The sequence below is a fragment of the Terribacillus jepli genome, assembly GCF_047228925.1.
Classification (GTDB): domain Bacteria; phylum Bacillota; class Bacilli; order Bacillales; family Amphibacillaceae; genus Terribacillus.
Genome location: NZ_JBFEGH010000011.1, coordinates 111,071 through 126,557 on the forward strand (window position 1 = coordinate 111,071; position 15,487 = coordinate 126,557).

Below are 15,487 nucleotides of genomic sequence, written 5' to 3' on the forward strand. Positions count from 1 at the left end.
CATTTTGCAAGCCCTGACACAGAAACTTACAGACAAACATCATACATTTGAAAAACTGTTTATTTTCTTCATCTTAGCTCAGCCGTTCCTCGATCTGCTGTCGTATTTCGGGATTCCTGTTTCCAATCCGGTCCGGCTGCTCGTCATACCAATCGGGGTACTGTACATGCTTGGTTATCCGGATCGGCGCTGGAGCAGGAATACCGTCATCTATATGGCTGTGCTTGCTGTTTACTTTGCCATCAGCTTAGGCGTCAGCCTGTTCTGGAAGGATCCCGTTTCCGCAGTAGGCGAGCTGACATTCATCCTGAAGACATTTTTCTTCATCACTGCACTGCTTGTGTATGTAATGATTTTTCGGCATCTCGGTGAAAATCCGAAATGGAAAGAGATTGTACCGAAATATCTATTTATCAATACAAGTGTCGTCAGTGTGGTGATGCTCCTTGCCGAAATAACCGGTACCGGGAAACGCAGCTACGATTATTTGGCTAAGCAAGGGCATTCCGGCTGGTTCTTTTCCGGCAATGAAATCAGTGCCATTTTAGGTATGGGTTTTTGCGGTGCAATGATTTACTATCTGTTCATAAAGAAAGGCAGCCTTGCACAAATTATATGTACACTCCTTGTAGCGGTCATGATTTGGGCAATGCTTACAATCGGTACGAAGGTCGCATTCGGGGCAGCCTTGCTTGTGCTGGGGCTCGCATTCCTTCTGCTTCTCGTACAGGCAATCATCAAACGAAACAATTTCATTCAGGCAGGCGTCATGCTTGTCCTGTTGGCAGTCACGGTACTAATTTCTCCTGAGATGCCAATCGGTAATAACTTGGGTTTATCAGTCGATATGGCAAACGAAAAAGCAGCTCAGCAGCAGGAAGAAGCCCAGGCTCCTCCATTACCGGAAGGAGAAGAAGGAGAGACGCCCCCTCCTGGAAGTATCAGACAGTGGAGTTCCTGGCAGCTCATGGCGCTGAATGGCCGGGAAGAATTTTTCGGAACGGTTCTGTATTATTTCGAGCATGCACCAGTCATTCAGAAAGTTTTCGGCATGGGGATCGGCGGGAATTATACCGGGAAGGAACCCAGGATAATCGAGATGGATATTCTGGACTGGTTCTTCGGATTTGGATATATCGGGACCTTCATCTTGATCTTGCCGATTGTGTTTGTTATCGGCAGCATCCTGGTATTCATCTTCAAGCAGCGCTTTAAAACGTTGGACTTTACTGCATTGTTCAGCGGGATTGGGGCTTGTATCGGTCTTGGTGCAGCATTCATTGCCGGTCATATTCTCTCATCACCGGCATCGGGGTTTTATCTGGCATTGTTCCTCGGGTTCCTGTATGGCTTGCTCAAGCAGAAACCGAAGAAATTCTTTCAATAGCATCTCATCTCAACTGGAATGGAGCGAATCAGTGATGAAAAAGAAAAAATTGCTTCTGATTTCTTCTATCGGCGGACATTTGACACAGCTATTGCAGCTGGAGCCGCTATTCAAGGAATATGATTATCACATCGTGACAGAAAAATCCGAAATCACGGAACAAATGAAAGACAAGCATCCGATGAGCTTCCTTGTTTACGGAGCACGTAATTATCCGTTTCGCTATATATTCAAGTTCAGTTATAACATCATAAAGTCCATTTTCCTATTCCTTAAGCATCGTCCGGATGTCGTCATCTCAACAGGAGCGCATACATCCGTACCGATGTGCTATATCGCAAAACTGTTCAGGAAACGAGTCATCTTCATCGAGAGCTTTGCAAAATCCACCTCACCGACCATATCAGGCAAGCTGATCTATCCAATCGCCGATTTATTCATCGTCCAATGGGAAACGATGAAACAGATTTATCCGAAAGCGGTCTATGGGGGGTCCATCTATTGATACTGGTCGTCTTGGGTACGCATGAGCTTCCTTTCACCCGGCTGCTCGAGGAAGTGGAGAGGCTGAAACGGGAAGGAATCATCACAGATGAAGTCGTCGTCCAAGCAGGACATACGAAGTTCGAAAGTGATTTGCTGACAATCAAGCCATTCGTCAACTATGAAGTGATGGATCAGCTGATGGAAGAAGCCCGGCTTATCATTACGCATGCTGGCACCGGCTCGGTCATCTCCGCCTTGAAAAAGGGGAAAAAGGTCATCGCAGCAGCGAGGCTGAAAAAATACGGGGAACATAATGATGACCACCAGCTGCAATTATTGTCCATTTTCCTGGAACAGCAGCATATCCTGAGCTGGGGAGAAGGAGAGGATCTGGGCGAAGTGATCCAGCAGGCAGCAAGCTTCGAGCCAGTACCATTTCAATCTGGGAAAGAGCGGATGTTTACGATCCTCAGCAATTTCATCAAAGAAGCATGACAAATGTAAACTAAATGTAAAGGCGCTGGATCTGTTCATCATGTAAAATTTACATTGTGTGTAATTGTTTTTTGACTACAGAGACCTTATAATGGTACAGAGCATATTAAGAATACTGTCGAAATCTAGTAGTTTATGATACTTGGATTATAAAAACAATTTTGGAACGATTTGCAAGCTATTTAGGAGGATACGAATGGTACACATAACGCCTTTAATCATAGCGTTGGCCGCATGCTTCATTCTTTCGGTTGCACTGACGCCTATGGTGAAAAAGCTGGCATTCGCAATCGGAGCAACGGATAAACCAAACGCTAGGAAAGTACACCAGAAAATCATGCCGCGATTGGGCGGATTGGCCATTTACATCAGTTTTGTCATCGGTTATCTGATCTTTATGCCTAATGATTCGAATACGGCGCCAATCCTGATCGGTGCAACAATGATCACACTGATTGGTGCATTGGATGATAAGTTCATTCTATCGGCAAAAGTGAAATTCATCGCACAGATCGCAGCAGCAACTGTCACGGTGCTGGGCGGGATCCAGATCGACTTTGTAACGTTGCCGTTCGCTGGGCGCATCGAATTCGGTGCTTGGGCTATCCCGATTACGATTTTGTGGATTGTCGGTATAACGAATGCCATCAACTTGATTGATGGTTTGGATGGATTGGCAGCAGGAGTTTCAGCAATCGCGCTATTCACGATTTCCATGATTGCGATCAGCATGGGCAATCCGCTATCAGCAATGATGGGCGTGCTCCTTTTGGGCAGCACACTTGGCTTCCTTGTTTTCAACTTCCATCCAGCTAAGATATTCATGGGGGATACAGGAGCATTATTCCTTGGCTATATGATTGCCGTATTATCCGTTAGCGGTCTGTTCAAGAATGTTGCATTGTTCTCCTTGATCGTGCCGATCATCATTCTTGGCGTACCGATCTTGGATACCACATTTGCCATCATCCGCCGGATTGTACAGAAGAAGCCTTTGTCAGCACCAGATAAGCTGCATTTGCACCACTGTCTCCTGAATCTAGGATTCTCTCATCGCCAGACTGTTATTGTCATTTATGCGATCAGTGGAATCTTCAGCATAACAGGAGTCCTTTACACAGAAGCTACCATGTGGGGCTCGACTATCCTGATCATTGCCTTGGCAATACTGATTGAATTGATCGTCGAGATTACTGGATTGATCAGCGATCGCTATCGTCCATTACTCAATATGGTTGGCTTTCCGAAAGTGACAGAAGAAGAACGGCGCAAACAGCATCAACAATAAAATAAGAACCCTTCTCCATTTGGAGAAGGGTTCTTATTTTGTAAAAAAATCACGCTGAGAATATCAGCGTGAAGTTTGTGTGGACGGCTTGGTTGTAGCAGCCACGGCCGGGTTGGACGTATACATAGCATGTATCAGCTGTTCACTCGCATGTCCGTTCGAATATTGGTTCCATTGTTTAGAGAAAGCTTGCACCTTCTCCAATTGGAATGCGTTATTTTTAATCACTTTTATGATCGTTTTCGTATCCCTGACCATAGGTCCTGGCAACGATTCTAGATATTCATCTGATACACCGCGTTTTTTTTGATAATCCTCCAAATCATATGTGAAGAAGATGATTGGACGATTGAGCAGTGAATACTCGAATGGTATCGAGGAATAATCGGTGATCAGGATATCCGTCACTAAAAGAAGCGGATTGATATTCTTATAGTGCGTAACATCGATTACGAAGTTTGGATAGTAGTTTGCTAGATCCCAAGTAACAGCAGGGTGAAGGCGCAGGAACAATACATATTCCTGTCCCAGCTCCCGGTAAAGACGCTCGATATCAAGTTCGATTTTAGGCTTGGCCAGTTCATCATCCCGGTAAGTGGGAGCATACAGAATGACTTTACGTTTCTTGATAATCGGGTACTGCTCGGCGATTTCTTTTTCGATTTTCACAATCTGACTGTCATCGAAGAAGAAATCCGTACGTGGCATACCAGTTCGCAGTATATTGGCATTGGTCAAGCCAAAGCTCTCCTGGAAAATGGAAGCCATTTTTTCGGATCCAACCGTTACATATGAGAAACGGCTGTATACTTGTTTGAACCTTTCTTGAGCTTTCGGGCTCCTTGTCTGGACAGAAGGATCTTCCAAGCCGAATTTCTTCATTGCTCCAGCAGCATGCCATAGCTGAATGCATGTAACATTCGGTTTGAAGTCCGTTACGGCAAGGAAACCGAAATAATTGTCTACCATCACGACGCGCGAAGTGGCCAGATGGTAAATGCCTTTGATAAAGCCGCTTATATTCGTCATGGAAAAAGGTATAATCTCCGCATCCAGATCAGTGAAATCTTCCCGGCAGGAAGGAGTCTTCAGTATGACTATTTCTCCCACATTCCATTTTTCAAGCGAATTGGCCGTATACAAAACATTATCCCCAAAAGAGGAAACCAAGGTGGTTTTGTTCTTTTGGGGAAACAGCTTGAAAAATATGAATAGCGTTTTAAAGAACGCTAGATAGAGAGAAATAGCAATTTCTCTAACCATTATTCACTTCTAGAAGATCGTCTTTGATCTTAGAAGTGGAGATACCGACTGTGCGCGGCAGGTAAACAACTTCACAATGTTCTTTTAGGAAGTCGAATTTGCCTTCCCAGTCACTACCCATGACGAATACATCAATATTATGGTCCACGACGTCGCGAACTTTTTGATCCCAGCTTTCTTCTGCGATGACTTCATCCACATAACGAATCGCTTCAAGGATCATTTTGCGGTTTTCAAAGCTGTGGTAAGACTTCTTGTCTTTTAGCTTATTGAATTCATCGGAAGAGATTGCCACGATAAGATAATCGCCCATTTCCTTCGCGCGGCGAAGTAAGTTCACATGGCCCCAGTGCAACAAATCAAATGTACCGTACGTAATTACTTTCTTCATTGTTGTGCCTCATTTCCTTTTAGTTTTGGTTTTTCATATATAAAAGTTGTCTGCATCTTCATTGTCACAGTGTAAGTATAGATCATAACATTTACACCTGATTAACATTATATTTACATTTTAATTAAATTTCAAGTCTGCTATGATAATAGAATGCAAATATATGCTAGTATTGTCGAAAACGCATACATATTTAGCTGGATTTCCTGCATTTGGTTGAAAATGAATAAATGTCTAAGGATGAAACATGCTAACGAAGAGCAAATAAATCCATTTAAAATACGAAGTATGTGTAAAGAACTTTACAAACGCATTGTTGAATTACCTACATATGAAATTTATAATAAGGAATGGATTTGTAAGTTGAGAGGAGAAGTACTGTATGGAAAACATCAGCCTTCGAAATAGGAGAGCCATATCGGTTCGGATTGATGCGGGGATTTTCTATATGGAGATTCCGATCAAAGCCTCCTATATCGCTGATTATGAGACATATCGATTCCTATTGATGAATCGTTATACAAATGAAGAAATTTACCTGACTTTTGAAGAAGACCATAGTGTGGATGAATATACGATTTGTAAAGTGACACTTGATCCGTCTGAACATACACAAATGTTGACAGATGGAGTTATGTGGGATTTGTATGTTGCACGGGAAAACGAAGGGGAGACGAAGCGGGCACGAATCTCCAACCCGCCGGAGCATCTGCAATATCATTCCTATTTCATACCAGGAACGGACAAGGTATTTTACCCGTATCGTACCGGGAAAGGGAATGTATCTTTCCGGGTGAATGATTATGTGTTCTTTGCCAATTTGGAAGAAGTACATTTGAAGAAACAAGGTTCACTTCATTTTTCAGGTTCCTTTAACTATGCTCCGCTTTATCAAAATGAACGATACAAACTGGAAGAATTAAAACTGATCGTGACAAATAACCTGAATGAAGAAGAAGAGCAGGTCTTTCCGCTTCACTTTAAAGAACGCGAAGATTTAGCAGATAAATATGAAGGCAATGAGCTGCTTCGCCATTCTGGATTTGAAGGGGAATTTGATATAATCCCGCACATTGATATGGATGAGAAGAAGTTTTTCAAGTTTTATGTGGAACTTACTTATTCAATAGATGGAAAGAAACAGACAATCCGCAGTATCCGGATGCGTCATCTGAAGAGGGATCCAGCACTTCCTGCATCTGTGAAGACGACTATTAACGGTAAGAAATTCAAAATGACGGCAAGATTGACAAAGAAATCAAAATATCTTTCTATCCAGACGGCTGAGTATTTCTTTATTCGGGATAGCGTATCACGAGCAAAGCGGAAATGGGTCAACATCCGCCGGGGGAAATTTCTCAAAAACAGCTATAAGCAAGTATTCAAGCTATTCGGGGCTATCCTTCCTGTCGATAAGAAGCTGATGGTTTTCGAAAGTTTCCTCGGCAAGCAGTATAGTGATAACCCAAGGGCGATTTATGAATACATGTGTGAACATCATCCGGAGTACAAGATGTACTGGAGCTCCGACCGCCGTGCAGTGCCTTACTTTGAAACAAAAGATGTGCCATATGTGCGCCGGTTCTCGATCCGTTGGTTATTCCTGATGACAAGGGCTCGTTATTGGGTATCAAATAGCCGGCTGCCGCTATGGATTCCAAAACCAAATCATACGATTTACTTGCAAACATGGCATGGCACGCCGCTGAAACGACTTGCTGCAGATATGGACGAGGTGCATATGCCAGGAACAAATACGGAGGCATATAAGCGAAACTTCTTATTCGAAGCATCTAAATGGGATTACCTTATTTCACCGAATGCCTATTCCAGTGAAATTTTCGCCCGAGCTTTCGCCTTTGACAAGGACATGCTCGAAACAGGATATCCGCGAAACGATTTCCTTTATACACATAATAAGCCAGAGAACATCGATGCGCTGAAAAAGAGCTGTGGGCTATCAGAGGAGAAGAAAATCATTCTGTACGCGCCGACATGGCGGGATAATCAGTTCTACCAAAAAGGAAAGTACAAATTCGATTTGGAGCTGGATTTGGAACGTATGCGTCAGGAATTGGGTGACGAGTATATTGTAGTCCTGCGACTGCATTATCTTGTGGCTGAGAATCTGGATCTTTCCAGTTATGAAGGATTTGCATATGACTTCTCCAAGCATGAAGATATCCGGGAGCTTTATTTAATGGCAGATATGCTGATCACGGATTATTCCTCCGTATTCTTCGACTATGCCAACCTGCGTCGTCCGATGATGTTCTTCGTGTACGATTTGGATGATTATCGAGACAATCTCCGCGGTTTCTACTTTGATTTCGAAGAGACAGCGCCAGGGCCTTTGTTCAAACGAACAGAGCAGATCATCCAGGAAGTGAAACGGATTGATCGGGAAGGCTACCAGCCAGATGAGCGGTTTGAAGCGTTTTATAACCGATTCTGTTACTTGGAGGATGGAAGAGCTTCCGAGCGCGTTGTGAAACAAGTGATTAAATAAGATGAACCACCGTCGTGAATTGATGGTGGTTTTTTTATTAACTTCTTTTGATGATTGAGTATGATAACTATTTTACAATTAAATGGAAATAATTGAATAAATAGTACCATTTTGAATTGTAAATAAAATGAAAATTTAATAATAGATTGTAAAGTTTTGTATACTTTTGTAGAATGATAGTAGCATAGGTAAAAAGTTACCTATCAATCTAGTGTTATTCTCTATTCCTGGTATAAAAGAAGGAGTGGTTAATGAATAAGCAAGGATTTTCGGATGTCGCAATGCATATATCTTGCTACTTGAAAATTGAATATTCTGTGAAGTGGAGGCCGAAATGAAGAAAGTCATTTACTTATTAATTGCGATTTTAGTTTTCAGTACGCTATCACCAGCGAATCTTGTTCTTGCTGCCAAATCGGGTGACGAAACAGTTGGCTCGGAAGTATCTATAGATAATCCATCTTCTGAACTTCAATCCCCAGGGGAAGAAGGGGAAACAGAAGAGCAGTCCGATCAAGAAGGAACAACGGTAGAGGTAGATGGTTCAGAGGCTGCCGCGAAGCAAGAATCCAGCAACAGCAGCGAGTCAGGGAAGGCTTCATCTTCCGATCCTGCAACATCAACTGAACCAAATACACAAGAAAGCACTTCTTCAGAAAAACAGCAGGATGAACAGTCTGCAGAGCAGTCTGTAGAGAAAGAAGAGGCTGGGAAGACAATGCGAGCTGCTTCTGTTGCCGCTCCTGTTGAATCAGCATTAGACAGAATTGGCCATTTGAATGGAAATGCTGTCATCTACCCGAATTTGACGGATACGTCAAATTCGATTGATGCTGAAGCTGCTGGTTACACAAATATTGTTTATTATTTGAAGAAACAAGCAAAATGGAATAATGTGACATATTATTTGATCAGCAAGCAGCCGAGTGCTACGGATGGTGTAGTAGGCTGGGTCAAAGCTTCCGATATGGATACCCGCAATTATGGCGGCAAGTCTGTTCAACAAGCGACTTTCACCATAAAAGGTACCGGCAATGCTTATACGAAGCCTTGGGGCGGAAAGAAAGACTTAGTATATACACTGAAGAACTACAAAGGTGAATTATTCAAAGCTGATTATTCCGAAAAAGTCGGAGATAAAACTTACTATCATGGAACACTTGCAGGTAAGAAGGTCAATATCGACGCTGAATATCTGACTTCTTATGAAGACAGTAAAACAAGTCGGTTAGGTCATCTGAATGCAAATGCCAAAATCTATGATGATATTAACAGCCTTACTACTTGGAAAGATGCCGAAGATGCGAATTTAACGAACGCAGTGTACTACATAAAAAAACAAGCAATCGTGAATGGTACATTGTACTACTTACTCAGCAAGCAGCCTAGCAGCACGAAGAATTTGGTTGGTTGGGTAAAGGCGTCTGATATGGATACTCGTTCCCATGTCACTACAGATAAAAAAGCGAAGACCTTTGTGGTCAAAGGGACGAACAATGCCTATACAAAAGCATGGGGCGGAAAGAAAGATATTGTCTTTGACTTATCCAGTAAAAAAGGTCAACTATTCCAAGTTCATTTGACGGAACAAGTTGGCAATAAAACATGGTATCGCGGCATGCTGGCAGGAAAAGAAGTATTCATCGAAGCTTCCTATCTCGAAACCTATCAAGAAGAGAAAACCAGTATACTAGGGCATTTGAATGGCGATGCAGTCATTCATCCTGAACTGGATAACTTCTCCAAGTCCATTGGTGCAGCCAAAGAAGGGTATACAAACGCTGTATACTATATCAAGAAACAAGCAAAAGTTGGCAATGTGCTTTACTATTTGATCAGCAAGCAGCCTAGCAGTAAGAAAGGTTTGGTAGGCTGGGTAAAGGCGTCCGATATGGATGCACACCCCCACGTAACGACTGATAAAGATGCGAAGACATTGGCAGTGAAAGGCTCTGGAAAGGCTTATACAAAAGCATGGGGCGGAAAGAAAGACGTCGTTTACAGTGACTTGTCCTCTAAGAAAGGCCAGCCGCTGATAGTCAATTTGACTGAAAAAGTCGGTGATGTAACCTGGTATCGCGGTATGCTTGCAGGGAAGGAAGTATTCATCAAATCATCTGACCTGGAAGCGTACAAGCCGGTGGTTAAGGAAGAGAGAACTAGCATATTAGGCCATTTGAACGGGGATGCAGTGATTTATCCGGATTTGAATAATCCCGCCAAGTCTATTGGTGCTGCCAAAGAAGGATATACGAATGCTGTATACTACATTAAAAAACAAGCTAAAATCGGCAACGTACTCTACTATTTGATCAGTAAGCAGCCAAGCAGTAAGAATGGCTTAGTAGGCTGGGTCAAGGCGTCGGATATGGATGCACATCCGCACGTCACTACCGATAAAGAAGCAAAGACACTTGTGGTAAAAGGATCTGGAAAGGCTTATACAAAAGCATGGGGCGGTAAGAAAGATTTGGTTTTTGACGATCTATCATCTAAAAAAGGCCAGCTTCTGCAAGTCAATCTGACGGAAAAAGTCGGTGACAATACTTGGTATCGCGGTATGCTTGCGGGCAAGGAAGTATTCATCCATTCCACTTATCTGGAAGCTTATAAGCCGGATATCCAGGAAGAACGAACTAGCTTACTTGGTCACTTGAATGGCGATGCTGTTATCTATCCTGATCTGAATAATCCGACCAGGACCATCGGTGCTGACAAAGAAGGCTACACATATGCAGTTTATTACATCAAGAAACAAGCCAAGGTCGAGGATGAACTTTACTATTTGATCAGTAAGCAGCCAAGCAGTAAAAAAGGTCTGGTAGGCTGGGTCAAGGCATCGGATATGGATACAAACCCGCACGTCACAACTGATAAAGAAGCAAAGAGTTTCGTCGTGAATGGAAACGGATTTGCGTATACAAAAGCATGGGGCGGCAATAAAGATAAAGTCTTCGATCTGTCCACTCTAAAAGGCCAGTTAATGCAAGTCAACTTGACGGAAAAAGTTGGCAGCAACACTTGGCACAGAGGTATGCTCAATGGCAAAGAAGTCTTCATTAACGGTAAATACTTGACTCCTTATGAAGAATCAAAGACAAGCAGACTAGGTCACTTGAATGCAAATGCCAAGATTTACGAAGAACTATCCAATCTTTCTGCTTGGAAAGACGCAGAAGATGCCAACTTGACGCATTCTGTGTATTACATCAAGAAACAAGTGAAAATAGGAAATGCGCTATATTACTTGATCAGTACGCAGCCAAGCAGTAAAAAAGGATTGGTTGGATGGGTAAATGCAAACGATATGGACACACATTCCCATATTACTATCGATAAAAACAGTAAGATTTATTATTCGAATGGTAAAGGAAAATCTTATACGAAAGCATGGGGCGGCAAAAAAGACATGGTCGAGTCAAACATGTCCTCCTATAAAGGCCAGGAATTCTCCGTTAACTTGACAGAGAAAGTCGGCGACGATATCTGGTATCGCGGCGTCTTGAATGGCAAAGAGATGTGGCTCCATGAAGATTATGTAGCAGTAAGTTATGAACAGAAACAAAATTATGATTTAACGTTGCAAGAGGCGATTTCTATTCAGCAAAAGGCTTCCCCTCAAACGGATAAGGAGTACGATACATATGTATCTGCTCAATATATCAAAAACAATACTGTAACTGCTGACTTATTGAATGTCCGTGGCGGTCCGAGTACCAATTACTGGGTAGTTGGTACATTGAAGAATGGAGCCAAGGTGAATATCATCCGCCAAGTTGGCAGTTGGTACCAGATTGAATTCACGAATACTCGTCAATGGGTCAATCCAGCTCCCACTGATATCGAGTATTACTTGAATCCGGATAACTTTATCCATGATGATCGCCAGAGGTTCCAATTCCTTGATCTCACTCGTTCCAGTGATGCTACAGTAGAGACATTAAACAAATACCTGAAAGGTAAAGGCACACTGGAAGGTCAGGGCCAGGCTTTCCTTGATGCGAGCAAATTATATGGAATCAATGATATTTATCTTGTATCACATTCCACACTTGAGACTGGAAACGGTAAATCTCAATTAGCGCAAGGTGTCGACTATAAAGGAACGACCGTTTACAATATGTACGGGGTCGGTGCCTATGATTCCTGTGCAGTACAATGTGGTGCTGAAAGAGCATATAAAGAAGGCTGGACAACACCCTATAAAGCAATTGTCGGGGGAGCGAAGTATATTGGCGAAGGCTATATCAACTCCGGACAGAACACGCTTTATAAAATGCGCTGGAATCCTCAAGCTATGGCAGATACCGGTAAGTACGGCAAGCAATATGCCACAGATATAGGCTGGGCATATAAGCAGGTAAATACAATGTATAATCTCTATCAAACAATGGGTCTTTATACTTTGTATATGGAAATACCAAGCTATAAATAAGAGAAAAGCACATTACCTTTCGAGGTAATGTGCTTTTTTTGTAAATTATTCTTTAAATTGTTAAATTTAATCCGATATACCTAAATAGGGAACAGGTATAGCAAAATTTTTGTTTCAACTTATTCTATTGCAGATAAGGGGGCGTGACATTAGACAGGATCGCTATTACCGATCTCAATCTAACACATAGAGGGTAGTCATGAAAAGAATAATCACCATCAGTGCAATCTTTCTTTTATTATTCAACCTATTTCCTTTTAATGCGCTCGCAGATGATAAGGATACTGTCCAAGAGACTGTTGATAGTTCAGTAGCATCTGAGGAGGACACAGGAGATATCGAAGCAACTGATACAGCAGCAGATTCAATGGAAGAAGTCGACTCCTCTTCTGAGCCGGCGGAGCAGCAGGAATCATCTGGAACAGATATATCGGATAAGACTTCTGTAGAAATGGATAAACAGGAGCAGTCTGCTGAAGAAGGGCAGGAGACTGCGGGTCCATCCCAGCAGCAGGCAGATAAAGATGAGTCTGATCAGGATGAAAAGGAAAAGGAACCAGTAAAGCAAGAAAAAGACGATAAAGAATCAGCAAAGTACAATGAGTTCGGCATCAAAGAAGGCACGATGGTCTACGGGCTGGACATCAGTAAGCTTTCAGAAGAGCAATTGCAATACATCCCGATAGAATGGCGAGATGGTGTAGAGGAAGAGCCTAGCTTCCATTCGTCTTCTGCTCAACAGTATTCAGCCAGTCGAGTAAACTACCCGGATGTAAACAAGTGGATCAAGGACCACAAGCCAGCCACAGCTTCCATCAAGACGGAGCATAAGAGTTTCTTTACAAAGTTCAACTATAGGGGCGGACGTGGTGCAGTTGAGGGTGTTGTTGCCCATGAAACAGCCAATCCGAACTCTTCCATACGTTCCGAAATCAACTACATGTCGGCACATCATCAGAATGCATTTGTCCATGCATTTGTCGATGGAGGAAATATCATCGAAATACATCCCACCGACTTAGGAGCGTGGGGGGCAGGGTATTATGCCAACCAAAGATTCGTGCATGTAGAGCTTGTGGAAGTGAATAGTTTCGAAGAATTTGCTAAATCAATCAATAATTACGCAGATTATATTGCTTATGTCCTTGCAAAGTATGACTTGGGCGTGGATAGTGCTGAAAGCGATGGCAGAGGTACTTTATGGTCGCATAACGCGGTCAGCAAATACCTGGGCGGTACAACGCACGTCGATCCGCATGGCTATTTTGCGAAATATGGCTATCAATGGAATGACTTTGTCAAGCTCGTAAAAGAAAGATATGATCAAAAATCTATCAAGTACAGCAAAACTAGTAAACTGGGTCATATCAAATCTGCAAATATATTAATTTATAAAGATGTGACAAATCTCGGCAATAGTTTCAAAGCAAGCAGTAAATACACGAATCAAGTGTATTACATAAAGAAACAGGCAGTGGTCAATGGCACTACTTATTACTTGTTAAGTACACAGCCGAGCAGCACGAAAAATACAATCGGCTGGATTAAGGCCAGTGATACGCAAATGCAGGAACATCGGACGGTAAACAAAGAAAAAGCTACGTATACTGTCAAAGGTTCCGGAAAAGCCTACAATAAAACATGGGGCGGATCAAAAAATCTCGTTTATGAGCTCTTCAAATTCAAAGGTGCAGCTTTTGAGGCGAATCTGACAGAAACAGTAGGCAAGAATACATGGATTCGAGGTAAGCTGAACGGGAAGGAAGTATGGATTCTTGCAGGTGATCTGTCAGATAAGCGTATCATCTCCAACACAAGCAGATTGGGCCATTTGAATAAAGGCGCTAAAATCTACACGAATATCTTAATTTCCACGGATTATCGCAATGCAAGTGACAAGGATTACAATCAAGTTTATTACATTAAGCAGAAAGTGGAAAAAAACGGACGCCTATATTACCTTATCAGTTATGCTCCAAGCAAAGTAAGGCAGCTTGTCGGCTGGGTCGATTCCAGCCAAATGGAGACACTTTCTCACAAAGCATCTAGTGAAAAGAAACAAACATTATACATAAAAGGTAATGGTAAGTCCTATGACAAAGCATGGGGCGGTTCGAAGAATATAATAGAGAAAAATATGAAACAATTCGAAGGTCAGCCTTTCCAAGTCAATCTGGTTGAGAAGGTGAACAAGGCAACTTGGTACCGCGGAACTCTCAATGGGAAGGAAATGTGGCTGCATAGTGCCTATCTCTCGACTAAAACAGAAAAAAGAATCAGCAGATTAGGACATCTCAACGCGGGTGCTGTCATTTTGAAACAGCCAGGTATGCCGCTTGACGCCAAGAAGGCAAAAGACGGCTATACAAATGCTGTGTACTACATCAAAAAACAGGCAGTCGTAAACGATAAAACATACTATTTGATCAGTACAAAACCGAGCAGTGTCAAAGGAACGGTAGGCTGGGTGGATTCCAGACAAATGGATACACATCCGCATACAACCTATAGTCACGAAAAGCAAACGCTTTATGTCAAAGGTACAGGAAAATCTTATAGCAAAGCATGGGGTGGTTCCAAAGATATAGTCGAAAAATACATGAAAAAATTCGAAGGACAGCCTTTCCAGGTTAATCTGGTTGAGAAGGTGAACAAGGCAACTTGGTACCGCGGAACTCTCAATGGGAAGGAAATGTGGCTGCATAGTGCCTATCTCTCGACTAAAACAGAAAAAAGAATCAGCAGATTAGGACATCTCAACGCGGATGCTGTCATATTGAAACAGCCAGGTATGCCGCTTGACGCCAAGAAGGCAAAAGACGGCTATACAAATGCTGTGTACTACATCAAGAAACAGGCAGTCGTAAACGATAAAACATACTATTTGATCAGTACAAAACCGAGCAGTGTCAAGGGAACGTTAGGCTGGGTGGATTCCAGACAAATGGATACACATCCACATACAACCTATAGTCACGAAAAGCAAACGCTTTATGTCAAAGGTACAGGTAAAGCATATACAAAAGCATGGGGCGGTTCCAAAGATCTTATATACAACCTCAGAGGGTATAAAAACGCTGCATTCCAAGTCAATCTCATTGAAAAGGTAAACAAGGCAACTTGGTATCGCGGAATACTGAATGGGAAAGAAGTATGGATCCATTCAGCATACTTAAAGAAATGAAATAAAAAAACGTGCATATTCTACATGATATGCACGTTTTATTGTTACA

General features: G+C 42.4%; 9 protein-coding genes. 7 read left to right on the top strand and 2 right to left on the bottom strand.

Annotated features, from left to right (window positions below):
* Positions 1–4: 4 nt before the first annotated feature.
* The 4 genes from AB1K91_RS13270 to AB1K91_RS13285 all read left to right on the top strand — a co-directional run bounded on the left by AB1K91_RS13270 (position 5) and on the right by AB1K91_RS13285 (position 3,656).
* On the top strand, positions 5–1,387 hold the full coding sequence (locus tag AB1K91_RS13270) for an O-antigen ligase family protein (protein ID WP_413090404.1): 1,383 nt from the start codon (positions 5–7) through the stop codon (positions 1,385–1,387).
* Between the two features lie 34 nt (positions 1,388–1,421).
* Entirely contained in the window at positions 1,422–1,892 is a 471-nt protein-coding gene (gene pssD, locus AB1K91_RS13275) for a PssD/Cps14F family polysaccharide biosynthesis glycosyltransferase (RefSeq protein ID WP_093725215.1), read from the top strand.
* Complete coding sequence (gene pssE, locus AB1K91_RS13280) at positions 1,889–2,368, top strand: PssE/Cps14G family polysaccharide biosynthesis glycosyltransferase (RefSeq protein WP_413090406.1); 480 nt, start codon at positions 1,889–1,891, stop codon at positions 2,366–2,368. Before pssD ends, pssE begins: the two co-directional genes overlap by 4 nt.
* A 196-nt stretch (positions 2,369–2,564) precedes the next feature.
* Positions 2,565–3,656: a glycosyltransferase family 4 protein gene (locus AB1K91_RS13285; RefSeq protein WP_413090407.1), complete on the top strand. Its 1,092-nt coding sequence runs from the start codon at positions 2,565–2,567 to the stop codon at positions 3,654–3,656.
* A gap of 63 nt (positions 3,657–3,719) precedes the next feature.
* Here the strand turns inward: AB1K91_RS13285 and AB1K91_RS13290 are convergent, their stop codons facing one another.
* Together AB1K91_RS13290 and tagD are read right to left on the bottom strand one after the other, a co-directional pair.
* Positions 3,720–4,799 carry a CDP-glycerol glycerophosphotransferase family protein gene (locus AB1K91_RS13290; RefSeq protein ID WP_413090408.1) on the bottom strand — a complete coding sequence of 360 codons (1,080 nt, stop codon included), beginning with the start codon at positions 4,797–4,799 and terminating at the stop codon, positions 3,720–3,722.
* Positions 4,800–4,911: 112 nt separating this feature from the next.
* A complete protein-coding gene (gene tagD / locus AB1K91_RS13295) occupies positions 4,912–5,310 on the bottom strand; it encodes a glycerol-3-phosphate cytidylyltransferase (protein WP_093725223.1) in 399 nt (132 codons plus the stop codon).
* Between the two features lie 382 nt (positions 5,311–5,692).
* Here tagD and AB1K91_RS13300 point away from each other — a divergent pair, with 382 nt between their 5' ends.
* From AB1K91_RS13300 to AB1K91_RS13310, 3 genes are all read left to right on the top strand, one after another.
* Entirely contained in the window at positions 5,693–7,819 is a 2,127-nt protein-coding gene (locus AB1K91_RS13300; RefSeq protein WP_413090410.1) for a CDP-glycerol glycerophosphotransferase family protein, read from the top strand.
* A 334-nt stretch (positions 7,820–8,153) separates the two neighbouring features.
* Positions 8,154–12,254 carry a GW dipeptide domain-containing protein gene (locus tag AB1K91_RS13305; RefSeq protein ID WP_413090412.1) on the top strand — a complete coding sequence of 1,367 codons (4,101 nt, stop codon included), beginning with the start codon at positions 8,154–8,156 and terminating at the stop codon, positions 12,252–12,254.
* 199 nt (positions 12,255–12,453) lie between these two features.
* Positions 12,454–15,438 carry a peptidoglycan recognition protein family protein gene (locus tag AB1K91_RS13310; RefSeq protein WP_413090414.1) on the top strand — a complete coding sequence of 995 codons (2,985 nt, stop codon included), beginning with the start codon at positions 12,454–12,456 and terminating at the stop codon, positions 15,436–15,438.
* Positions 15,439–15,487 lie beyond the last annotated feature (49 nt).

Excerpts from the sequence above, each read along its gene's own strand:
- tagD (WP_093725223.1), bottom strand. The coding sequence starts at position 5,310 with ATGAAGAAAGTAATTACGTACGGTACATTTGATTTGTTGCACTGGGGC.
- AB1K91_RS13300 (WP_413090410.1), top strand. The coding sequence starts at position 5,693 with ATGGAAAACATCAGCCTTCGAAATAGGAGAGCCATATCGGTTCGGATT.
- AB1K91_RS13310 (WP_413090414.1), top strand. The coding sequence starts at position 12,454 with ATGAAAAGAATAATCACCATCAGTGCAATCTTTCTTTTATTATTCAAC.
- AB1K91_RS13285 (WP_413090407.1), top strand. The coding sequence starts at position 2,565 with ATGGTACACATAACGCCTTTAATCATAGCGTTGGCCGCATGCTTCATT.
- pssD (WP_093725215.1), top strand. The coding sequence starts at position 1,422 with ATGAAAAAGAAAAAATTGCTTCTGATTTCTTCTATCGGCGGACATTTG.
- AB1K91_RS13305 (WP_413090412.1), top strand. The coding sequence starts at position 8,154 with ATGAAGAAAGTCATTTACTTATTAATTGCGATTTTAGTTTTCAGTACG.